19 protein-coding genes are annotated in these 22,726 nt (G+C 42.0%); 16 read left to right on the top strand and 3 right to left on the bottom strand.

Annotated elements, in window-relative coordinates; translation table 11 throughout:
* Positions 1-277: 277 nt before the first annotated feature.
* Together AB6735_RS17435 and AB6735_RS17430 are read right to left on the bottom strand one after the other, a co-directional pair.
* A complete protein-coding gene (locus tag AB6735_RS17435; protein WP_370997085.1) occupies positions 278-922 on the bottom strand; it encodes a hypothetical protein in 645 nt (214 codons plus the stop codon).
* 4 nt (positions 923-926) lie between these two features.
* A complete protein-coding gene (locus AB6735_RS17430) occupies positions 927-1,430 on the bottom strand; it encodes an RNA polymerase sigma factor (protein WP_370997084.1) in 504 nt (167 codons plus the stop codon).
* A 475-nt stretch (positions 1,431-1,905) separates the two neighbouring features.
* On the opposite strand from AB6735_RS17430, the gene AB6735_RS17425 reads away from it, so the two are divergent.
* The 4 genes from AB6735_RS17425 to AB6735_RS17410 all read left to right on the top strand — a co-directional run bounded on the left by AB6735_RS17425 (position 1,906) and on the right by AB6735_RS17410 (position 5,447).
* Positions 1,906-2,973, top strand: coding sequence for an LA_2272 family surface repeat-containing protein (locus tag AB6735_RS17425; protein ID WP_370997083.1), 1,068 nt, complete (start codon positions 1,906-1,908; stop codon positions 2,971-2,973).
* Between the two features lie 210 nt (positions 2,974-3,183).
* Positions 3,184-3,759: a porin family protein gene (locus tag AB6735_RS17420; RefSeq protein WP_370997082.1), complete on the top strand. Its 576-nt coding sequence runs from the start codon at positions 3,184-3,186 to the stop codon at positions 3,757-3,759.
* A 126-nt stretch (positions 3,760-3,885) separates the two neighbouring features.
* Positions 3,886-4,461, top strand: a complete 576-nt coding sequence (locus AB6735_RS17415) for an RNA polymerase sigma-70 factor (protein ID WP_370997081.1) — start codon at positions 3,886-3,888, stop codon at positions 4,459-4,461.
* Positions 4,458-5,447, top strand: a complete 990-nt coding sequence (locus AB6735_RS17410; RefSeq protein ID WP_370997080.1) for a FecR family protein — start codon at positions 4,458-4,460, stop codon at positions 5,445-5,447. The genes AB6735_RS17415 and AB6735_RS17410 overlap by 4 nt, the downstream gene beginning before the upstream one ends.
* Before the next feature lie 449 nt (positions 5,448-5,896).
* On the opposite strand, the gene AB6735_RS17405 is transcribed toward AB6735_RS17410, so the two are convergent.
* A complete protein-coding gene (locus tag AB6735_RS17405; RefSeq protein ID WP_370997079.1) occupies positions 5,897-7,666 on the bottom strand; it encodes a hypothetical protein in 1,770 nt (589 codons plus the stop codon).
* Positions 7,667-7,995: 329 nt separating this feature from the next.
* On the opposite strand from AB6735_RS17405, the gene AB6735_RS17400 reads away from it, so the two are divergent.
* The 12 genes from AB6735_RS17400 (at position 7,996) to AB6735_RS17345 (ending at position 22,725) form a co-directional block, all read left to right on the top strand.
* Entirely contained in the window at positions 7,996-8,751 is a 756-nt protein-coding gene (locus AB6735_RS17400) for an SDR family oxidoreductase (protein WP_370997078.1), read from the top strand.
* Positions 8,752-8,875: 124 nt separating this feature from the next.
* A complete protein-coding gene (locus AB6735_RS17395) occupies positions 8,876-9,460 on the top strand; it encodes a TetR/AcrR family transcriptional regulator (protein WP_370997077.1) in 585 nt (194 codons plus the stop codon).
* A gap of 249 nt (positions 9,461-9,709) precedes the next feature.
* Positions 9,710-9,868: a hypothetical protein gene (locus AB6735_RS17390; protein ID WP_370997076.1), complete on the top strand. Its 159-nt coding sequence runs from the start codon at positions 9,710-9,712 to the stop codon at positions 9,866-9,868.
* Between the two features lie 179 nt (positions 9,869-10,047).
* Positions 10,048-11,697, top strand: coding sequence for a tetratricopeptide repeat protein (locus tag AB6735_RS17385; protein ID WP_370997075.1), 1,650 nt, complete (start codon positions 10,048-10,050; stop codon positions 11,695-11,697).
* A 339-nt stretch (positions 11,698-12,036) separates the two neighbouring features.
* Positions 12,037-14,805: a TonB-dependent receptor domain-containing protein gene (locus AB6735_RS17380; RefSeq protein ID WP_370997074.1), complete on the top strand. Its 2,769-nt coding sequence runs from the start codon at positions 12,037-12,039 to the stop codon at positions 14,803-14,805.
* A gap of 28 nt (positions 14,806-14,833) precedes the next feature.
* Positions 14,834-16,087 carry a right-handed parallel beta-helix repeat-containing protein gene (locus AB6735_RS17375; RefSeq protein ID WP_370997073.1) on the top strand — a complete coding sequence of 418 codons (1,254 nt, stop codon included), beginning with the start codon at positions 14,834-14,836 and terminating at the stop codon, positions 16,085-16,087.
* Positions 16,088-16,148: 61 nt separating this feature from the next.
* The gene (locus AB6735_RS17370) at positions 16,149-17,252 is read left to right on the top strand and encodes a phytase (RefSeq protein WP_370997072.1); all 1,104 of its coding nucleotides are present in this window, start codon (positions 16,149-16,151) and stop codon (positions 17,250-17,252) included.
* Between the two features lie 211 nt (positions 17,253-17,463).
* Positions 17,464-18,318, top strand: coding sequence for an HD domain-containing protein (locus AB6735_RS17365; RefSeq protein ID WP_370997071.1), 855 nt, complete (start codon positions 17,464-17,466; stop codon positions 18,316-18,318).
* A gap of 650 nt (positions 18,319-18,968) precedes the next feature.
* Positions 18,969-19,577: a TetR/AcrR family transcriptional regulator gene (locus AB6735_RS17360; RefSeq protein WP_370997070.1), complete on the top strand. Its 609-nt coding sequence runs from the start codon at positions 18,969-18,971 to the stop codon at positions 19,575-19,577.
* Positions 19,578-19,643: 66 nt separating this feature from the next.
* Positions 19,644-20,915 carry a TolC family protein gene (locus AB6735_RS17355; RefSeq protein ID WP_370997069.1) on the top strand — a complete coding sequence of 424 codons (1,272 nt, stop codon included), beginning with the start codon at positions 19,644-19,646 and terminating at the stop codon, positions 20,913-20,915.
* 7 nt (positions 20,916-20,922) lie between these two features.
* Positions 20,923-21,816, top strand: coding sequence for an HlyD family secretion protein (locus AB6735_RS17350; RefSeq protein ID WP_370997068.1), 894 nt, complete (start codon positions 20,923-20,925; stop codon positions 21,814-21,816).
* A 3-nt stretch (positions 21,817-21,819) separates the two neighbouring features.
* Positions 21,820-22,725, top strand: coding sequence for an ABC transporter ATP-binding protein (locus AB6735_RS17345; protein WP_370997067.1), 906 nt, complete (start codon positions 21,820-21,822; stop codon positions 22,723-22,725).
* Position 22,726: the final 1 nt, after the last annotated feature.

The raw sequence follows: 22,726 nt of genomic DNA, 5'->3' as shown, positions 1-22,726 counted from the left end.
AACGTTTATGAAGGATGGCTACTCTATCAAGATTACAACTAAAAGATGTGTCCACACAGTAGCCCGTGGGGAGGGAACTGAAAAATATGATTTTCTTTCCGTTGTCTGTGTCCTCACAGACAACTTATTGCTCCCAAACGTAAAAGCAAATCGTTTGTGAGGACACAGACGATGGATGTAGAGTTAAGAAAATATCCAACAATTTAGGAAATATATGGACCTAAATAATCATATTCCTCTTTTTCTTGATTCTTGTCTCTTGATTCTTAACTCTCTCTTATCCCTCCATTTTATATTCCTCTATCTCTTTCAAAAATTCCATTGCCTTGATGATTTTTTTGCCGCCGAAACTTTCGACAAAGCTTCTGACCCATTTGCGGTGGATGTTTTTATACGTTAGCGTGTTGAATAGATAGACAGACAATATGGTAAATAAAGCAAGTACAGTAAGGTTAATAGCCCAAAATGTTGCTCCGCCGTGATCAACCAGTTGCTGATTATACCAAAACGTACACCAAAATGGAGTTTGCAATATCATTATCCGGCCTACCATGTTCAGTGAGCTTTGTATGGCCGCCAGTTTTTCCTGTGTGCCGGTAATGGTATCGGCTATACTTATACGCTCCAGCATGATCAGGTGCCTGAGATAGGAGGCCACGGCAAAAATATTGAACAGAGCGATAAGGCCTATGGAAATAGCGAAATAGATATTGTTTAAGCTGTTGATCACCAGGAAGCCCAAGGAAACGGTAAATAATATGCCTGCCACCACACCCAAAACCTGGTTGCGGCGAAACGAGTTGATATGGTCCTCGATCTTTTTGGTTTGCATTTCCCTGATGATCTTATAATTGAGCTGCAGGCTTTTCTCCAGCTTCAGATCATACTCCTGCCACAGTTGTTTTATCTTTGACTCTTCCATTGTATTAAGCGTTAATTTTTGAAAACTTTTGTTTTAATTGTTCTTTAATTCGGTTGGTTTTGGTGCGGACATTGGCTTCAGACAAGCCCAATATTTCGGCTATTTCCTTGCCGCTTTTCTCTTCCAGGTAAAGTAGCATCAGGGCCCTGTCCAGCTCCTTTAACTCGTTAATAAACTGTTGGAGGAGACTAAGCTGTGTTTCGGGTGATGTCTCTGGTTCCTCACTAAAATCCATCATCGTTTCAGACAGCGGAACAATCACGTCATTTTTCTTTTTCTCCTTCCGGTAGGAGCTGATACCCACATTGAGCGCCACACGGTACATCCAGGTAGACAGCTTGCTGCGGTCATCAAAACTGGGAAAGGCCCGCCAAAGCTGGAAGATGATTTCCTGCACCAGGTCCTTTTTATCATTTTCATCCTTCTTGAACGAATTAGCGATCTTGTAGATGATTCCCTTATTCTGTTCAATTATGGTTAAAAATATTCCCTCTTGTTGATTACTCATCGAATACCTGTGTTTTACCAATTATTCGCACAGGGGAGCGAAATGTTACAGTTTTTGCCATTTTTTTCTAAAGAGGGTGTCATGCTGAGCTCCGTCGAAGCATGGTGAGCAGGCCTCTGCGCTCCCTTCGACGGAGCTCAGGGTGACACCCACCCTCATGTCATTGCGAGGAGGAACGACGAAGCAATCTCATCGCGTTCAATATGCAAGTGAGGAGATTGCCGCGCTGCGCTCGCAATGACATACTCTTTGTAAATAATTGGGTTCATATCTTATGTAATACGTCATTGTATCTTCAAAGCCCATGGATTTTAATTCTCAGGGTAATACCCCTGTATAAATCTATTGGTTTTTTCCTGGTCTTGATTCTTGACTCTTGGTTCTTGTTTCTCGTTCCCGATTTTTTTTCAACCAGAGTCAGGGTAAAGTTCATGGGGCGTGTCATAGCTCCAAAAACACGATAAATATTATAGACATGAACTTTTACACTTACAATGACAGCCTCCTATTAACTATTTTAAAAATATGGACATTTTTTTTAATAGTATTTGTAGGTACCAATGCCCAGGCACAGGATCACGACCGTGCCCGCACCAACGTGGGTTTGGTTTACCCGCTAAGCAGCAACTGGACAAAAGCACCACGCGATACCAATAGCTTTTCTCTAAATCTGATCGCCGGTGTATCAGCCGCTGAGCGCGGGGTTACTATTGCCGGGTTCTCCAATATTATTCACAATGACGCGCGTGGTTTCCAGATAGCCGGATTTTCAAATCACGTAGGGAAAAACGCCGATGGTACCATGGTAGCCGGATTTTTAAATACTTATGGCGGCGGTCATGGGGTAGCGGTTGCCGGTTTTGCCAATATAGCGGCCAACAGCAGCGGCGCCCAGATAGCAGGCTTCCTGAATAAAGGCGGTAATGTGTCAACCTTGCAGCTGGCTGGTTTTATGAATATAGCCCGCGACAATAAAGGCACCCAGATTGCCGGTTTTATGAACCTGGCCAAAAAATCAAGGGGCACGCAAATAGGTTTTATCAACATTGCCGATAGCGCCGGTACGCAAATAGGCATCATCAATATTGCCAAAAACGGCGAGAAAAGCTTCGGCGCTACTATCGACGAAAATCAAACCGCATTGTTAACCTTTCGCTCCGGCGGTAAAGTATTTTACGGTATCGTAGGCGTGGGCTACAACTTTAACAATAAAAAGCAGAAGTACGCCTACGAGGCAGGTTTTGGCGCGCATGTGTTAACCATCCAGTCGTTCCGCCTGAATACAGAACTGGTTAACGGCGGACTGGAAAGCTTTAAGGATAAGGATGAGTATTGGAAGTCGACATTCCGGCTGATGCCATCATTCCGGATAGCCAACAAAGTGGACATATTCGCTGGCCCGTCTATCAATTATGTGAACACCAATACCGAAGAAGGGCGTAAGCTAACCACCAAGTACATCAACAGCTGGACACGCCATGATGGCCGCGACCTTCATGGGTTTTATGTTGGTTATATGGCCGGTATACAGGTGGCTTTGTAGGTGTGTCACACAAAGTGGGTGTCACCCTGAGCTCCGTCGAAGGGTAGAGTGCAGAGGCCAACCCACCATGCTTCGACGAGCTGCATGACATCCCATTTAGTATAATCAAAATTCTTTCAAAACACAGTCAGGGTAAAGTTTACCGTGCGTGTCATACTATTAAACAACAGATAATAATTCAATAAAATGATCACAAACAAAAACCAAAAAATGAAAGCAATTAAATTATTTGCAACGGCAGCTATCCTGGTTACTTTAGGGATAGGTTCTGCAAAAGCTCAGTCGACATCAGATCTTGAATTTGGTATAAAGGCAGGTGTTAACTTTTCTACTTTAAAAACAGGCTTGAGCGCTATTAACGATAAATCGGGTAAAATAGGTTTTAACGCGGGTATATTTGCCAGGGCCGGACAAACCTTGTATTTTCAACCAGAGTTAAACTATGTAACCTTTAGCGACAAATACCGTTTTAATTCAAATTCGTACGAAGCTAAATTCAGGCAATTGAATGTCCCTTTAATGGTAGGTTATAAGATTGTAAATACTGCCGATCTGAATTTCAGGGTATCAGCCGGTCCGGATCTGTACTATAATCTTAAAACGCCAATTGCTCCGGAAGGATTTAAATACAAAAAATTTAGCGCCGGCGGTGTGTTAAACGCGGGTGTTGATATCGGCAGCTTAACGTTTGACGCCCGGTACAGCTTAGGTTTAAGCAAGGTGAATAAAGAGCTTGGTCAAAAAGCCAATATCTTTAGCCTGGGAGTTGGGTTTAAATTTCAATAGTTTATAAAAGAGAGTCAAGAATTAAGAGTCAAGAATCAAGACAGGAAAATAGTAACAAGCGAATTAATTTTGTCCCTATCTTGATTCTTGACTCTTGGTTCTCGATTCTAATCTAAAAAGCCCATAATGGATAATAAGGAGATGACAGCCGATCTGGTCAGCGAAAACGAGGCCGTTTTTGAGCAGCTGTTCAAAAAACATTTTAGGGAACTCCACGCATATACTTTCTCGTTATTGAAGGACTGGGATGTTGCGGAAGAAATTGTACAATCCCTTTTCCTTAAACTTTGGGAAAAAAACGAATGGTCGCATATACAAACATCCATTAAATCGTACCTGTACAAATCGGTATATCACGAAAGCCTGAACTATATCAGGCGGCAAAAAGTTCAATTAAAATATCAAACCTCAACAGCGTATGCCATGAAGAACGATACAGATGACGCGGCAGGCAAACTAAAAATGAGCGAACTGGAACATCATTTAAACAATGCCCTGGGTAAACTGCCCGAAAAATGCCGGGCCATATTTCAGCTAAGCCGTTTCCAGGAATTAAAATACCAGGAAATAGCCAACCAGCTGGATATATCCATAAAAACTGTAGAAACGCACATGGGCAAGGCGCTGCGGATATTAAGAAAAGAAATGAAGGAATTTTTACCACTTATTGCATTAATGCTATTTAATATGTTTAGATCATGAAACAGGATATGAGTGAAGATATACTGATCAAATATATTTTGGGGGAGGCCAGCACTGATGAAGGGCAGGAAATTGAAACCTGGAAGCGTGCCAATCATGCCAACGCCAAAAAATTTGAGGAGGTAAAAATTATCCTGGAGACCGGTAAACGACTGGCACAGGTTAGTCCGCTGGGAGAGGCCGAGGCCTGGGAGAAATTTAAGGAGAAAAGAGTGACTGCCAACAGGGAGCCCGTTAAGGTGGTTTCGATAAACAGGAACAACAGCAATACGGGCTGGCTACGCATAGCCGCGGCAGCAATATTGCTCATAGGCGGTGGTTGGATAGGCTATTCTTTATACCAGCAGAATGCAGCTAACCGGGTAGTTAACATCCAGGCAAATAACGAGGTACGGGTAGATACGCTGCCTGATGGATCGGTGGTGCATTTGAACAAGAATTCGGGCATAAGCTATACCGGTACTTTTAAATCGAAGCGTGAGATAACACTTACCGGCGAGGCATTTTTTGATGTGAAGCATGATGAGGCAGCTCCCTTTACCGTGCATGTAAATGATGTGACCATTAAAGATGTAGGCACGGCCTTTAATGTAAAAAGCAAACAGCGCAACACCCAGATCATTGTAGAGAGCGGGATTGTACAGGTAAGCCGCAGCAACAACGCGGTAAGGTTAACCCGTAACCAAATGGTGAGCATCAACCCCGAAGATAAACAACTGAAGGTTGAAAAAAGCATCGACGATCTGTATAGCTATTACAAGAACCCGGTATTCAACGCCAATAATATACCGCTGTGGCGCCTGGTTAATGTATTGAACGAAGCTTACGGCGTGAATATCAAAATAGAGAATGCTGCCATGCGTAATACCCCTATCACCATTCCTATTAAATGGTCCGAGCCCCTAAACAATGCATTGAATGCCATAAAAGGTACCACCCCTGCTATGAATATTCTGCAAGTAGGAAATAATTTCATTATCAGATAACAAAAGAGGCTGTATCACATCAATCATGATCAGCCTCTTTTGTTATTTGATTTATCAGGATGCTTAGTGCTATAAAAGCCCCTCCCGTGGGGAGAGAATTAAAAACACTTCTTCGTCGGTTCAAGCGTCCACGCTTGAACCCATACTTAAGTAAGCGTCTACGCTTACCTAAAATAATATCCAGGCGTGGACGCCTGGATTGCGAATTTTTCGGAAGATTGTTGGTTCGGCTAAAGCCAGCAAATGATTCCATTATCCGTCCCATAAATGGGACGGCAATGAATAGAAGGCGAACTGATTTCCCTTTCATTGCCGTTGGTTTTAACCGACGGGTTTCAGATGATCAGCTACTGGCTTTAGCCAAAAAATGGTCAATTTGATTAATCACAGCCTCTCTTTCTACCCCTATTCTTATAACCGTAGAGGCGCATCACGTGCGCCTTTTTTTGTTACCAAACAAATTGCAAACCGCCGGTTACGCCAATACTTAGGGTGGTGATGTTATTATCACTGCCAATATGTTTGCTCAACTCCCAGCCATGGATTTGGGCATCGTCATTAGGATCGGCGCCGGTGATATTGAATGTGGGACCGGCAAACAGGCGAAGCAGTTTAGTAAGCTTATAGCCGGGTAGCAGTCTGAAAGACTGGGTCTGGTAGAATTTATTTTTGGTATCGGTATAAAGCTCTACTGTATATTCGCCGTTTAGAGAGAATTTGGAATGGTTGATGATATGCGCGCCGAAACCTATATCAAAAACATATTTGGATGACGCGCCGCCAAATTTATAACCGCCACCTATCAAGCCGTACATGACCCTGCCGCCGGAGCGAAAATCAAGATGGATGAACAGATTTTCATCGGTACTGATGGCCAGGCTTTTTTCGCCGTTTTTGATAAAGTTGATGATGCCGATGGGATAGTCGCTGCTATCGGCTACGTTAAATAAAAAGCCAAGCTGAAAACCCTTTACCTTTTTGGCTACGTTGAAAAGACCGGCCATTTGTGAGCCCGTTTGCCCTGTCGACCAGTTGAACAGGCCCGCAAACTGCACTCCACTGGATTGCTGCCCGGTATTGAACAAGCCTGCCACCTGTACGCCATGGGTAAAATTCTTTACGTTATTAAACAGCCCTGCCATTTGAAAGCCACTGGCTTCCTGATCAAGGTTGGCAATACCAGCCACCTGCGCGCCTTTAAATTTATTGGTTCTGTTGCCTATACCAGCCACTTGCATGCCGCTTGAGTTGTTGAGCACATTGTTGTATATGCCAGCTATCTCAAAACCGCTCAGGCTGCCCCCAACTACGTTAAATATCCCGGCCATCTGAAAACCGTTCACATCTTTACGATTGATATTAAATATACCGGCTGCTTCAACGCCGTTAATACCGGCAGTATAACCACCCAGGAGATTATAAGAAACTTTGTCGATGATCTGGCTGTTATACATACCATGCGTACTCAGGCCGGGTACCAGCGAAACCTGGTAGGGGCTTGTGGCAAAAAAGTTGCCCAGGTTCATACCTTGAACCAGTTGTTTCGAGCTGATAAAAAAACGGGCAAAGCGGCTGTGCTCCACGCTGTTTCCCGAGCCTTCGTCGGGGTAATATTTATAATTCTTGTTATTATGCTTGGAATCTACGTTTACTACCGGCAATATATAAAGGGCGGTATCGCGGTATTCCTCCTTGCTTACACTTAAGGAGAGCGGGCCGTTAGTAGTTTTAAGCTTGAGTTCAAAGTAACCCTTGTCGTTGGTCAGGGTTGACACCAGCTGATTTTTTTCATAAACACTGGCCTGACCTATAGCCTTTTGCCCCGAAACATCATTTACATAACCTTTAACTATTGCCAGCTCCTTATCTACTTCGGCGGTGATGTACAATCTGCCGGGCGCGTGTCGCAATACAATGTAGCCCGGTACTTCTTTAAACTCATAACTATCCCCCAACAATTTATCCAGCAGGCTAAAAAGTGTTCCCCGGTAACCCGCCACAGATACCATGCTATCGGCCGGTATGGTTTTATTATTATAGGCAAAATAAAAATTGCCTTTGCTGGCAATCTTATCCAATACGGTACTCATGCGTTGCTGTTTGATCTCACCGATGGAGATCTCCTTCAGCAGGTTATTCTGAGCGTAAAGTTTGGAGCAAAAAAGCGCGGGTATAAAAAACGCAAAGCCGCGGGTGATTAGTTTTTGGTTGATGGTCATTAATTTATAGATGCTTTGTGTGTTATCATACACCTGTTTTATATGAGCCGGGTTAGGGCAACATAAAGCATGGCGTATAGTATAACACGCTCAAGGGTTTTTACCCTTACACTGTTTTTAAATTATTTTAGGTTAGATGCCTGTCTTGCCAAATAGTGACAAATAAAATTTTCGGCGATGGTTGATTACGGCAAAATTAACCATTTTATTCCCTAAATGTCAGCTCATTGTAAGCAATAAGTAAATATTGATTTTATTTTGAAATGATCGTTTCAAAATACTTATCTTTGATTCAACATTTCAAAACAACGATCTTAAACATTAAAAAAATGAATAATCTAACAAACAAAGTTGCCGTAGTTACAGGTGGTAACAGCGGTATTGGATATGCAGCCGCAAAAGAACTGATAGCACAAGGCGCAACCGTAGTTATTACCGGCCGTAACCGGGCATCTGTTGAAAAAGCAGCCGAAGAATTGGGCGCTACGGGCATCGTATCAGACCAAAGCAAAATTGACCAGATAGATCAATTAGCACAAGCCGTTAAAGACCAGTTTGCTAAAATTGATATCCTGTTCCTGAACGCCGGTATAGCCACTTTTAGTCCGGTTGAAACCGCTACCGAAGATCATTATGACAGCATCATGAACCTTAACGTAAAAGGCGTTTATTTTACCGTTCAAAAATTTATTCCTTTGTTAAATGATGGCGGTTCTATTATATTCAATGCCTCTGTAAATGCCGTTTTAGGTGTAGCCGATAGCAGTGTTTACTCAATCAGTAAAGCCGCTCTATTATCATTTAACAGGGTTTTGGCCCGTGAGCTTGCACCACGTAAAATAAGGGTAAACGCTATTTCTCCCGGCCCGGTTGCAACCCCGTTATATGATAAATTAGGTTTAGAGCAGGAACAGGTTGATGGATTTGGTGCAGCTTTAAGTCAAAAGATCTTGCTTAACCGGTTTGCCCAATCCGAAGAAATTGCTAACGTGGTACGGTTCCTGGCTTCTGATGATGCTTCGTTTATAACCGGTACCGAAATTACCGTTGATGGTGGTTTAACCGTGAACGCCATTATGTACTAAAAATTTGTTCGAAATTGAAACGATTGTTTCAATTTAAATTAAGCTTATTAATTTTGCCTTATTGCCTGATGCTGTTTATCTAAAGGGGTAAATAGCATTGGCAATGGCATTAAATTTATGGATCATGGCACGCAAAAAAGATTTTGACGAAGATGAACTGCTTGCTAAAGCAGCAGAACTTTTTTGGAGAAAGGGATATAACGGCACATCGGCACAGGATCTGGTCGATTGTTTGAACATCAACCGGTCGAGTTTATACAATACCTATACTGATAAAAGAACGCTGTTTAAAAAATCCCTGTCGCTGTATCAAACCCGGGAAACCGGGGCCATGCTGAGTATGCTGGCTAAAGCCACAAACCCAGAAGCTACTGTAAAGCAAATTTTTGATGGCCTGATCAAAGAGAGTGTGGAAGACTTGCTTTTGAAAGGCTGTTTTATGGTAAACACCGCTGTTGAACTGGCCGGGCAGGATAAAGAGATAGGCGATATGGTGAATAACAACAACCTGAGCGTGGAAGATGCCCTAACCAAACTGATAGAAAACGGACAGCAACAAGGCCAGTTTTCGACCCGAAAAACAGCCCGTACATTGGCCAGGTTTGTTTTTGCTAATATCACCGGAATAAAAGTAGCTGCCAGAACTGGTGCCGGAGAACAAACACTCCGGGACATTGCCGATGTGGCCGTTGCTGCATTAAAGAATTAAATTAACACAAAAAGAAGCAAGCGCCCAATAAGGGCAAGTCCTTTTTTATAGTGATAATTAACAGATGATCAGTGCCAATTTTCGATGCACAATTAATTAATATATGATTAACTCCCTGGTAGCATTACCTGCTTAGCTTTGCCCCTGAATTAAAAGAACTGTAATTTTTTATAGTAATAGTAGAGCGCTGGATGGCAGCATGCTGAAGGTTCGAATCCTTCCTCTACGTCTGAATCCAAATTACCGGCTATGAACTATCCTTTAATAATACTGATAATTTTGCTGGCATTGGCGGTTGTAGTTTTACTGGCCTGGAAGAATCAAAAGGACAAGAAAAAGATAGAGAAGGAGATGAACCGTTCCGAGATTAAGCCCGAAAAGCATGACGAAAATAAGCCCGGTATCTAATATAGGGACTCCTTGCGTTGATGCCCTCTTTCTGTTGAATTGTTATTTCAATGTTTCTTTAATGTAATCGGCTTGTTTGTTAACATTAAGGTTACATTAAAATGTTTTCTTTGATTGCTATTCCTGATAGCGAGTTAATGCCCTGTTTAATACTATGATCGCCCATTCAATTTTAAGGTATGGTTAGCATTTATGCCCGGCCCTCATCATTCATGTTGGTACTAATTGGTGCCTTTGTATGTTTAAGCATAACCACCCACGCCCAATCCGAAAAAAATGCACAGTTGCAACAATTGCAATCATTAGGGCTGCCGCATCCTGATTCGGCCCTTATTGTACTTAAAAAGGCACATGCTAAAGCGGTTCAGGATAATGATAACCAAGCCGCTGGCAGGATTTTGCAGCAAATGGGGCAGATATGCTTTAACCAGGGGCATTACGCGCAAGCCCTTGATTTTTATTTACATGCTGATAAAATATTCGCTCAGGAAAATAACAAAGATCTATTGGCCGGGAATATGGGTAAAATGGGGATCCTGTATTATTATAACAAGCAATCGGATAAGGCATTCCAATTGTATAATAAAGCGTTGGCTCTTTACAGATCCACGGGCAATAAAAAAGGTCAGGCCGAAATATTTGGCGCGATAGGGCATCTGTACGAAAAACATCAGCGGTACGATAGCTCTTTTTATTACCAGCATTTGGCCCTGCGTACCTATAACCAGATAGGGGATAACTACGGACAGGCAAAAATATACGAAAACCTGGGCAGTATCCATGAGGACCTGGCCAATTACGATTCCTCTTACTCCTGTTTTAAAAAATCGCTGGAGATTTACCAACAGCATCATGATGAGGTTGCCAGTATTGAAGTGATCAATAACATTGGCGATATTTTACGTAAAACAGGTAAATACGCACAAGGAATTGAGCAATCGCGCCTGGCTTATGCCTTATCGGTAAAAAATGAAAACCTGTATCAGTTGGCCTCGGCCTGCCGCGATCTGGGTAAAGGTTACCAATTGCTGCATCAAATGGATAGCGCTTATCATTACCTGGAACTGAGCCGTAAGTATTCGCTCGAAGTGTACTCGAGGGAGAGCCTTAAGCAAACTTCTTTTTTACAGGTGTTGTATGATATGGATAAGAAGAGCGATGAAATTACGCGTCTGAACAATATCCGCAAGATAAACCAGATAATTACTATAGCCATAGTTACCATTGTATTGCTGCTGATTGTGCTGGGATTGGTAACATTTAGCAGGCAGCGCCTAAAGATCAGGGATCAGCGTGTTTTGGCCGAACAAAACAAATCGATATTTGAAGCCCAGCATGAATTGATGCAGCTTGAATTGAAAAACAAACAGTTAGAAGAAGAAAGCCTGAAACAACAATTGGAGCTTAAAAGCCAGGAGCTTTCAACCCATACTTTAAACCTCATCAAAAATAACCAGTTGCTGGAAAACATGCGCAATACCCTGCAGGATATGGTGAAGGAAGACAAGCGCGATCAAAAGAAACAGATGCAGCAGATCATCCAGCAAATAAATCAAAGCTTTAATCACGAGCAGCAATGGAAGGAATTTACATTGGCCTTTGAACAGGTACACCAACGCTTTTTCGACAAGCTGAAGCAGCACAGCAATGATCTTACCTCTGCGGATATGCGATTGATAGCCCTGCTTAAAGTAAATATGGACTCGAAAGATATTGCCGGACTGTTAGGCATCTCCAATGATAGCCTGCGTGTTGCCCGCTATCGCCTGCGTAAAAAACTCAACCTGGAGCAGGGCGATAACCTTTCCACCTTTATACAAGCGTTGTAGTGGGAGCGAGTTGCGAGAGCGGGAATCTGAAGCGAGGATCGAGTTTGTAAACAAGGAATTACCTAATACTAACCTTATTCCGATCTCGCTCCCGCACCCCGATCCTCGCACCCCTTAACATATCCTTAATGTAACGGTAAACTAATGATAATGGAGGTTTTGTTGTTTTGTATATAGTTGAAAATAAGTTGTTTATAATTTTTTGTTGCCCTCCCGTATACGTTGCTTGTAACGCTGTTTCCTTTTTGTAACGGCAAATATTAAGGAGCATATAGATGGTTTAAACACCTTTGCCCCGTCAAAAAAAATCAAACACAATTGTATCAATCGCTCACAAAAATGAATAAATATTTACAAACCTTATTATTCCTGCTGTTATGCGTTACCGCTGCGAACGCTACAAAGCTTAAGGGCCATGTTTACGACCGTAAAACCGGCGAACCCATGGTAGGGGCTACCGTTAGCCTGGATAAAACCAATAAAGCCACCACCACCGGTTTGGATGGTTCGTTTGAATTAAAAGATGTACCAAAAGGGGCCTTCAATCTGAGGATTTCCTATGTCATGTATAAAACCGTGATACAGGAAGTAGATATTGAAAAGGAAGATAACCCTCATCTGAAAATTTACCTCGAAGAAGCCGGTAAAGCATTGCAGGAAGTAACCATATCTACCAAAAAGAATGCGGCCTCTGAGAATACAGCCAGGAGATTGGAACAACAGTCGACCCAGGTATTGAACGTGGTATCGGGCAAGGCTATTGAAATATCGCCCGATTTGACGGTAGCTAACGTTATTGCCCGTGTATCGGGTGTATCAGTTGAGCGTAATAGCAATGGCGATGGTCAATACGCCATCTTGCGTGGTATGGACAAACGCTACAACTATACCCTGGTTAACGGCGTGAAGATCCCGAGCCCGGATAACAAATACCGCTATGTTCCGCTTGATATTTTTCCGTCAGATCTGCTGGATCGCTTAGAGGTTTACAAAAGCCTTACACCCAATATGGAAGGCGACGCGGTTGGTGGCGCCGTTAACATGGTGATGAAAGATGCTCCGGACCGCCTTACGATTAACGCGAATATAGCCGGAGGTTATAGCCAGCTGTTTATTGACCGTAAATTTATGAGCTATGATTACTCGGGTATCAACTATAAATCGCCTTCGGAGATACATGGTAAGAGCTACCAGGCTACACAAAATGATTTCTCAAAAGGTACTTTAAGCTATGCTTTAAAACACCCTGCCCCCAACGTAGTGGGCAGCCTTACCCTGGGGCAACGTTTTTTTGATAATAAATTAGGCGTACTTGTTGCCGGTAGCTATCAGAATACCTACCGTGGCAGTAATAGTACGTTTTTTAGTTCGCAGGTTGTTAGTACAGATAAATTTGCCTCCATTACCAGTAGAAGCGACAGGCAGTATTCGGAGCAACAAAAACGTTACGGCCTGTTCTCCAAAGTTGATTATGTGATTGACAGCCGGAATAAATTAAGCTTGTTTAATACCTATGTTAATTTGACTAACATACAGGTACGCGATGAGGTTTCAACCAATTTTTCGACTAATTACGAGCCTGAGAAAGGTAACGCACAACTCAGTTATTCAACCCGGAGCCGGTTAACCGAACAGCAAATTTATAATGGCATGCTGCGTGGCGATCATAAATTGTTTGACGATAAATTAAAAATACAGTGGTCGGCAGTGTATTCATCAGCCGAAAACGAAGTACCTGAAAATACAACCATTAGTTTGAACGGTGTGCGCGAAAATGGAGTTGATCGTCGTACCTTTCTGGCCAATGGTACTTCGCTTACCCATCGTTGGGAGCGTAATACCGACGAAGATAAAGCTGGTTATCTTGACCTGACTTATACCGCCCCGGTTGCCGGTGTTAATGTTGATTTTTCTGCGGGTGGTTTATACCGCGATAAGCAGCGCAGTAGCTTCTATAATAATTATGGACTTAGCGCAGTTAACACAAACGCATTATATGGCACCGATTTTCAAAATTATACCGATCTGGCTTTTACCGTAAATAGTCCGGGCACAGGTGCGGTAAATAATCCATTAACCTATGATGCTTCTGAAAAAATAGGTGCGGGTTATGGTATGTTTAAATTTACAACAAAAACCGTACAGGTAGTGGGTGGTGCAAGGGTTGAGCATACCGATCAGGGATACAATATGCTTTTTCCGCAAAGTGAACTGCGTCCGAAGGGTAACCAGGTTTATACCGATGTGTTGCCAAGTCTTACTTTAAAATACTTTTTAACCGATAAAGAGCAGTTGCACGCGTCATACTTCAGATCAGTTAACCGACCCGGCTTTTACGAGATAGTGCCCAGCAAAATAGTAAATGAAGAGTATGAGGAACGCGGTAACCCCGATTTGAAACGCGCGATAGCCGATAATTTTGATTTACGATATGAGCTCTTCCCAAGTGCATCTACACAATTGCTGGTTGGTGGCTTTTATAAAACCATTAAAGATCCTATCGAATATATTTTTAAACCGGATGCTACACGCGGGCAGGATATATATTACACTCCGGGTAATTTTGGTACAGCACACAACTATGGTTTAGAGCTTGATTTCATCAAGTACTTTAATAAGTTTGGTATAAAAGCCAATTACACCTACACGCACTCTCGCATTACCACTCCAAAAAGCTCCAGATACATTGATGCCAATGGCAATCCCCAGCTGGAATCTGTAAATCAAACGAGACCGCTTTACGGCCAGTCGGAGCATATTGCAAATGTTTCCCTTTTATATAAGGATACCAAAAAGGGATGGGATGCACAGCTGGCTACAAGTTATACCGGTCCGAGGATCAATACGGTATCTCAATTTCTGGATAATGACCTGTGGCAAAAAGGCTTTATACAAATGGATGCCTCTGCCGAAAAAAGATTTAAAAGTGGTATAAGCGTTTTTGTAAAAGCAGGTAACCTGCTAAATACGCCCAATAAATTATTCATAAAAGGTACCAATGCCGCCAACGCGAATGTAGAAGGGATAGATGAATCAAACGGCCACACTTTAATTCGCAGCGATTATTACAAACAGACCTACCTGATAGGTGTGCGCTATAAACTTTAAAAAATTAATCATTTTAATCAAAAATAAGATGAACTTAAAACCAATATTTACGGCACTGCTATTATCGGCCATAGCCATTAGCGGTTGCAGAAAAGCCAACCTGGATGTTGATACCAGCTCTGGCGACGGTTCGGCCCTGGGCGAGATATCCGGCGTGTGGACAAAGGGTAGTACCCAGGTTATTAAAGGAGATGTGATCATTCCTGAAGGTAAATCACTGATCATTGAAGAAGGAGTAACCGTATTGATGGATACAGTAGCCAAACCCGAATTTATAGTAAAAGGCAATCTGTATTCAAGAGGCACTGCGGAAAATCCGATAAAATTTACGGTGAACGATGCTTATAAAACCGATGCCAAAAAATTCGGAAAACTGTGGGGCGGGATATTGGCAGCTAAAACCTGTCAGGAGCTGGTTTTGGATCATACTATACTGGAGTACGGCGGCAATACCACATCAGATGCCTCAACTTCGGTAAAACAGGGTTTATATAAAGCTAAATCAGGCGAAAATCTACCGGCACTCTGGTTTTCTAATGTGAATGGTAAACTGATCGTAGTGAATAGTATCGTCCGTAATTTTCAGGAAGACTGTACCTATATTGAAGGCGGCAAGATCATTTTTGCCAACAACACTTTTTATACTACAGGTGTAACAGGTGGCGAGGCCATGAACTTTAAGTCGGGATGTTTGGCCGATGTGGGCTTTAACCTGGTGTATAGCGCCAATACCAATGCCCTCAAGTTGTCAAATGCAGGCGATCGTAATCCGCAGGCATATATTATTGCCTATAACAATACCATGATCAACACCGGCTGGCGCAGACCATCGGCCAAAGGTGGTTCTATCTGGGTAGAAAGTACGGTACATGCTGATTTATATAATAACCTGTTTGCCAATACCCGTTTTGGCATCAAAAGAGATACTAAAGCGCCGGAAGATAAACGTTCGGTGATCAGCAATAACCTTTATTATGGTTATGATCAAACTACGGTAAACCAGTTCCAACCGTCAAAAGATATTGTTGCCGGTGTAAATGATATCATCAGTACCCAAGCCGGTGATAACGATCCTAAGTTTGTGAACTACCCGGAATCTACCCCGGTACTGAACGCGGTATTTAATACGGCCTGGGATTTTCATTTGCAAAGCGGTTCGCCGGCCTTAAATCATGGTATTACCAACTTTACACGCCATCACGTAGCGGGCATTACGGTAAATGGGGTAACCTATATATCGCCGGATCCGGCTAATTACATCGGCGCTTTCGGAACAAAATAATTGAATGTAGCATACGATGCAGCCTGGCTATATAGCCGGGCTGTTTTTTAAAATATGATTAATGAATAAATTAAGCAGTTATATAATAATTATATCAGCAGGTGTAATGCTGTTTAACACAGCTTGTGGTCAGCCCCAGGTACGTGACCACAAAGGAAATGTGATGCCAGCAGTTTCCCCGCAGGCTATTAAGCCTGTTATTGTTACCGAACCTGTATTGTTTGATACCGATGACCCGGCCATATGGATAAACCCGGTCGATGCTTCTAAAAGTTTGGTTATCGGTACCGATAAAAACAGTGAAGGGGCATTATACGTATTTGATCTGCAGGGGAAAATTTTGAAAGACAAAGTGGTGCGCGGCTTAAAACGACCAAACAATGTCGATCTGGCTTATGGCCTGATGTTGGGTGGCAAGCCTACCGATATTGCTATTACCACTGAACGTATGACCCATAAACTGCGGATATTTTCCCTGCCGGATATGAAGCCGGTGGATAGCGGAGGTATTGAAGTGTTTGCAGGCGAAACCGGTTTCGAGTACCGCGACCTGATGGGCATATCTATCTACACGGCAAAAAATGGTAAAATGTACTCGGTGGTTGGCCGCAAAAATGGTCCGAAAGATGGCGGCTATATATGGCAGTATTTACTGGAAGATGATGGCAGCGGACACATTAAGGCAACACTGGTACGCAAATTTGGCCAGTACAGCGGTAAAAAGGAAATTGAATCGATAGCGGTAGATAATGAATTGGGTTATATTTATTATTCAGACGAGCAGGTAGGTGTGCGCCAATACTATGCCGATCCGGAGAAAGGTGATAAGCAGCTGGCTATATTTGGTACATCGGGTTTTGAAGCCGATCATGAAGGCATCTCTATTTATAAACTAACAGATAAAACAGGTTATATCCTGGTATCGGATCAGGGTGCCAACCGTTTCCAGATCTTTAGCCGCGAAGGAACAAAAGCTAATCCTTTTGAACATAAGCTGGTAAAAATTGCCAATGTGGCTGCCCAGCAAAGCGATGGTTCTGATGTTGTGGCTACACCGCTTAATGCTACTTTTAAACATGGCATTTTTGTGGTGATGAGTAACGACAAAACTTTCCACTACTATCGTTGGGAAGATATTGCAGGTAAAGAATTGAAAGTGAAATAGGTTATATTAACTATCAATAGTAAAAGGTCATCCGGAGGGTGGCCTTTTTTGTTTTATCAGGGCATTAAAATAACATTGATGCGATATGAAAGCTTTTTAAAATGATGAAATAAATGCTAAAAATATTAGTATTTTAATAAAATTTAATATAGGTTTGTATCACGGAATCGGGCCGGTATCGGGCCCTATAATGGTTATAAAAAAAAGTGATATGAAGATTGAGGATAAGATTTACGGTACTTTTGAAGTAGGGCCGGTGCTGGAAGAATTGATCTTGTCGGCACCTGTACAGCGGTTAAAAAACATCCACCAGGGTGGGGCTATATTTCTGGTTAACCCGGCCTTAAACCAAAACCGTTACGCGCATTCTGTTGGTGTACTTTACCTGGTAAAACATTTTGGCGGAGGTATTGAAGAACAAATAGCCGCTTTGTTGCATGATATTTCACATACCGCTTTTTCGCACGTTGCTGATTATGTGTTTGAAAATACCAATGAAGATTATCATGAAACCATATTCGACGAGGTGATCAACCGCTCAGAAATTCCGGTCATTCTCAAAAAATATGGGTTTAACAGCACCTCTTTGTTTAAGCAGGCTCATACCATTCTGGAGCAGCCACTTCCTGCACTTTGTGCCGACCGGGTAGACTATACGCTGAGAGATTTGTACCAGGCAGACTTTATCGGGCTAACCGAGATCCGGAATTTTATCAGTGAACTTACCATCCAGGATGGTTGCATGGTCGTTAGGTCTGAAAAGGCAGGCGACTGGATCAAAAATCAATTCCGGCGTTTAAATGAGGCTTATTTTAAAAAGCCCGAACATGTATATGCCAACCTGAAACTGGCCGAACTTATTAAAGACGCTTTAGATGAGGGGATACTTCAAAAAAACGATCTTTTACGGGATGATTTTCAGGTGTTGCGTAAATTAAATAATAATGTGGTCATGAACCAGCGATTAGCTGACATCGGAAATCTGGTACACTTTAAACAATTTGCCAATAAAGGGGCAACTGAACGATTTAAACAACGGTCACTTCATCCCATGATAATGATCTGAACGTCACCTGCGATAAAAAAATAAATACAGCCTAAACTTTATACAAAAAAACAAGCCCGGAGATTTATCCGGGCTTGTTCAAAATTTTAAAATATCAAAAAAAAGGACCCTTCCTAAAAAGGGTCCATATACTAACCACTTAATCAACCATCTCCAGGTCTCACTCCGGATAACAGCCAATTCCTAATTACACCGGCCATCAGGTAGGGCCGATATTTTGCGTAATAACTGTGTTATAACCTATCTAACACTAAGTGAATGTAAATCAAAAAGATGTGATCTGTATTTTTATTGTTACGCAAACGTTTGTGTAAATAAGCAGTAATTATGGCAATATTTATGACAGTTTTAGATAGTACGCAATTCTTATAATAACGAAGGTGATTTTCAATCGATAAATTTCTGAAAACAGAATAGTTTAAGAACGCAGTTTGAACGGATGCTATAAATTGCGCATAAATCTTTACGCAAACGTTTGTGTTTCAATTTAATAGTGTTATACTTCTTGATAGAGATTTAGTTAAACTCTGAGAAGGTTATAATTTTATCAGAATAAAATTAATCTAAATATTAAATCATTTGATTAAATATTTAGATTAATTCATTTTTTGTTTCTACATTTGTATCGTCAATATAAAGACGGATATAGAATGAAGGAAGAAATAAAAGAGGAAAAGAACCTTTCGACAGAAGAGAAATTTAAAGAAGCAGCTCGTATTGTTTTTACAAAAAAAGGCTATGCGGCTACAAAAACACGTGATATCGCCGAAGAGGCTGGTCTTAACCTGGCACTTTTGAATTACTATTTCCGCAGTAAAGAAAAACTTTTCGAGATCGTAATGATCGAAAAGGTAAAACAACTTCTATCTTTTATCGCTCCGGCAATGAACAACAGAGAAACCTCATTAGATGAAAAATTGAATCAGGTAACAAATAGTTATATTGATATGTTGACTAAAAACCCTGACCTGCCCATATTCGTGTTAAGCGAGATCAGGAGTAATCCGGAGCGTTTCGGGAAACTTGTCCAGTCGAATGGTCATCTATTGAAATCACATTTTGTGCAGCAACTCGCCGAGCGAAATCAAGAAATTAATCCTCTTCAGTTTTTTCTTAACTTTTTAGGGATGATGGTATTTCCTTTTGTAGCTAAACCGGTGTTTCTTACCGCTGGGCCGGTTAGCGAGGAGGCTTTTGCCCAGATTATAGAGGATCGGAAAATATTGATACCTAAATGGATGAAAATGATGCTCGGATAGGGCACATTTTTTTGCCTGTAATTTAATCAAATGACTAAATCAAGATATTAAACTAATTGATTAACCATGAAAAAAAACATATTGCTTATTGTACCCTTGTTGAGCACTGTTTTGATGTGCAGGGCGCAATCTGCAGATCAGCTAACACTTAGCGACTGTTATAAGCTGGCCCTGCAAAATTATCCCCAGGTAAAACAAAGAGAACTGATTGCAAAAACAGCTGATTATACCATTGAAAATATACAAAAAGGGTATCTGCCACAACTAAACATCAATGGGCAGGCTACTTACCAATCGGCAGTAACTGCTATACCTATCAAATTACCCGGAATAAATATTCCAACGCTAAGCAAGGATCAGTATAAACTATATGGCGAATTTGACCAGGTAGTTTATGACGGCGGTGCGATAAAACAGCAAAAGCAGCTGCAAAAAGCTACCGAAGCGGTTAATCAGCAACAACTGGAAACAGACCTGTACCAGCTAAAAGATCGCATTAACCAATTGTTTTTTGGCGTACTGTTAGTCGATGCTCAAATAAAACAAAATGACCTCGTTATCAATGATATACAATTGGGCCATAATAAAATTCGGGCCTCCATAAAAAATGGAACTGCTTTCAGGAGCAATGGCGATATATTATTGGCTCAGTTACTGCAAAATAAACAGCAGACTATCAACCTCCAGGCATCACGTAAAGCCTATACCGATATGCTGGGTCTTTTTATCGGTAAAACTGTTGATGAGACAACCGTCCTGGTAAAACCGCAACCGGTAAATCCCTCGCATGAAATTAACCGGCCCGAATTGTTGGGGTACAACCAGCAAGGGAAAAGTCTAGATGTGCAAAACAAACAGCTTACCGTTCAGGCTCTTCCCAAACTGAACCTGTTTTTACAGGGCGGTGTATCACGTCCCGGATTAAACTTTCTTAGTAATAGTTTTGATACCTATTATATCGGCGGCATTAAGCTTAGTTGGTCGCCATCGGTATTCTATACTTTAAAAAAGAGCAGGGCGCTTATCGACATTAATCGCAAGAATCTCGATGTACAGAAGGCAACATTTCTTTTTAATACCAATTTAACCGTGAAACAACAAGATGCTGATATTGTCAAGTACCAGCGGCTATTAGCCACTGATGATGAGATCATTGGTCTTCGGGAAAAAGTAAAAAACACCGCGCTGGTGCAGTTAGAAAATGGCGTAATCACCACCAATGACTTCCTAACCGATGTAAACGATGAAAATCAGGCCCGTCAAAACAAAATACTGCATGAGATACAACTCTTAATTACCCAATATAATCAGCAAACCACAACCGGGAATCAACAATAGAACCATCATGAAAACGATATTATTACCATTTGCAATTTTATTGACAGGCCTGATGTCCTGCAGCAAAAATGAAGATAAATACGACGCGTCGGGCACCTTTGAGGCAGTTGAAACCATTGTTTCGGCCCAGGGCACCGGGGTTATAAAAGAATTAAATCTGGAAGAGGGGCAGGTACTAAAAGCCGGGCAGGTAGTAGGTTATATCGATAGTATCCAGCTCTATTTAAAAAAGAAACAACTGGAGGCGCAGATAAGAGCCACATTGAGCGGCAAACCCAACATAGCTGCCCAAACCGCATCTTTAGAAGAACAGCTGCGCCAGGCAAAACGCGAGCAATTGCGCAACATTAATTTATTAAAGGGCGACGCGGCTACAAAAAAACAATTAGACGATGCCAATACCCAGGTAGATGTTGTTAAAAAGCAAATAGTCGCTTTACAATCATCATTGAGCATTACTACAGCAAACTTAAATGATCAGGCCAAACCATTGAGCGCGCAGATTGAACAGATCAATGATCAGCTCGATAAGTGCCGGATCATCAATGAGGTTAACGGTACGGTACTAACCAAATACGCCGAAGCCAGCGAAGTAACCGATGTGGGCAAACCCATCTATAAGATAGCCGCCCTGAATCCCATTATCCTGCGGGTTTATATCACCGGCGACCAGATTCCGCATGTGAAAATTGGCCAGCAGGTGAAGGTTTTGGTTGATGATACCAAAGACACTTATAAAAACTATACCGGTGTTGTGGAGTGGGTAAGTAATAAAGCGGAGTTCACCCCAAAAACCATCCAGACCAAGGATGAACGGGCCAACCTGGTATATGCCGTTAAGATCCGGGTAAAGAACGACGGCTTTCTGAAAATAGGGATGTATGGAGAAATTAAATTATAAGCGATGGAAGCCGTTGTTGTAAAAAACCTGGTGAAAAATTATGGTAAGGATAAGATCGCGGTTGACGATGTTTCCTTTTCCGTAAAACCGGGAGAGATATTCGGGCTGATCGGTCCGGATGGGGCCGGGAAGACCAGCATTTTTAGGGTGCTCACCACCTTATTGCTACCAGATGGCGGCTCGGCGATAGTTGATGGCAGCGACGTGGTAAGGGATTATAAACAGATCAGGAACAAGGTAGGTTACATGCCCGGGAAGTTTTCCTTGTACCAGGATCTGAGTGTTGAAGAGAACCTGAATTTTTTTGCAACAGTGTTTGATACCACGGTAGAGGCCAATTATCATTTGATCAAAGATATTTATGTGCAGCTGGAGCCCTTTAAAACAAGAAGGGCGGGGAAACTATCGGGTGGGATGAAACAGAAACTGGCTCTGTGCTGCGCGCTGATCCATAAACCGGTGGTTTTGTTTCTGGATGAACCGACCACCGGGGTCGACCCGGTATCCCGTAAGGAATTTTGGGAGATGCTTAAACAATTGAAAGCGCAAAATATCACCATAGTAGTGTCAACGCCCTATATGGATGAGGCCAATATGTGCGATAAGATCGCCCTGATCCAATCCGGGAAGCTTTTATCGGTTGATACGCCTGAAAATATTATCAGATCATACCCCGAACAACTTTATGCTGTTAAAGCGGGCAATATGCACCGGCTTTTAAAAATACTGCGTGATTATGACCAGGTGATGAACAGTTATGCATTCGGAGAGTTCGCGCATGTTTCCTTTAGGAACCCGGAGGTGAATTTGAACGAAGTAACCACCTATTTAAAGCAACAAGGAATGGAAGATATCGAGCTGGAAAAAACAGCGGTTACCATTGAAGACAGCTTTATTAAACTATTATAAC

Origin of the sequence: Mucilaginibacter sp. RCC_168 (genome assembly GCF_041355315.1) — a bacterium.
In the GTDB taxonomy this organism is placed as follows: domain Bacteria; phylum Bacteroidota; class Bacteroidia; order Sphingobacteriales; family Sphingobacteriaceae; genus Mucilaginibacter.
Note: the sequence above shows the minus strand (reverse complement) of the source record. Positions and strands in the feature narration are given on the sequence as shown.

Bases quoted from the DNA above. Each gene is read 5' to 3' on its own strand.
- AB6735_RS17435 (WP_370997085.1), bottom strand. From the start codon at position 922: ATGGAAGAGTCAAAGATAAAACAACTGTGGCAGGAGTATGATCTGAAG.
- AB6735_RS17430 (WP_370997084.1), bottom strand. From the start codon at position 1,430: ATGAGTAATCAACAAGAGGGAATATTTTTAACCATAATTGAACAGAAT.
- AB6735_RS17425 (WP_370997083.1), top strand. From the start codon at position 1,906: ATGAACTTTTACACTTACAATGACAGCCTCCTATTAACTATTTTAAAA.
- AB6735_RS17420 (WP_370997082.1), top strand. From the start codon at position 3,184: ATGAAAGCAATTAAATTATTTGCAACGGCAGCTATCCTGGTTACTTTA.
- AB6735_RS17415 (WP_370997081.1), top strand. From the start codon at position 3,886: ATGGATAATAAGGAGATGACAGCCGATCTGGTCAGCGAAAACGAGGCC.
- AB6735_RS17410 (WP_370997080.1), top strand. From the start codon at position 4,458: ATGAAACAGGATATGAGTGAAGATATACTGATCAAATATATTTTGGGG.
- AB6735_RS17405 (WP_370997079.1), bottom strand. From the start codon at position 7,666: ATGACCATCAACCAAAAACTAATCACCCGCGGCTTTGCGTTTTTTATA.
- AB6735_RS17400 (WP_370997078.1), top strand. From the start codon at position 7,996: ATGAATAATCTAACAAACAAAGTTGCCGTAGTTACAGGTGGTAACAGC.
- AB6735_RS17395 (WP_370997077.1), top strand. From the start codon at position 8,876: ATGGCACGCAAAAAAGATTTTGACGAAGATGAACTGCTTGCTAAAGCA.
- AB6735_RS17390 (WP_370997076.1), top strand. From the start codon at position 9,710: ATGAACTATCCTTTAATAATACTGATAATTTTGCTGGCATTGGCGGTT.
- AB6735_RS17385 (WP_370997075.1), top strand. From the start codon at position 10,048: ATGGTTAGCATTTATGCCCGGCCCTCATCATTCATGTTGGTACTAATT.
- AB6735_RS17380 (WP_370997074.1), top strand. From the start codon at position 12,037: ATGAATAAATATTTACAAACCTTATTATTCCTGCTGTTATGCGTTACC.
- AB6735_RS17375 (WP_370997073.1), top strand. From the start codon at position 14,834: ATGAACTTAAAACCAATATTTACGGCACTGCTATTATCGGCCATAGCC.
- AB6735_RS17370 (WP_370997072.1), top strand. From the start codon at position 16,149: ATGAATAAATTAAGCAGTTATATAATAATTATATCAGCAGGTGTAATG.
- AB6735_RS17365 (WP_370997071.1), top strand. From the start codon at position 17,464: ATGAAGATTGAGGATAAGATTTACGGTACTTTTGAAGTAGGGCCGGTG.
- AB6735_RS17360 (WP_370997070.1), top strand. From the start codon at position 18,969: ATGAAGGAAGAAATAAAAGAGGAAAAGAACCTTTCGACAGAAGAGAAA.
- AB6735_RS17355 (WP_370997069.1), top strand. From the start codon at position 19,644: ATGAAAAAAAACATATTGCTTATTGTACCCTTGTTGAGCACTGTTTTG.
- AB6735_RS17350 (WP_370997068.1), top strand. From the start codon at position 20,923: ATGAAAACGATATTATTACCATTTGCAATTTTATTGACAGGCCTGATG.
- AB6735_RS17345 (WP_370997067.1), top strand. From the start codon at position 21,820: ATGGAAGCCGTTGTTGTAAAAAACCTGGTGAAAAATTATGGTAAGGAT.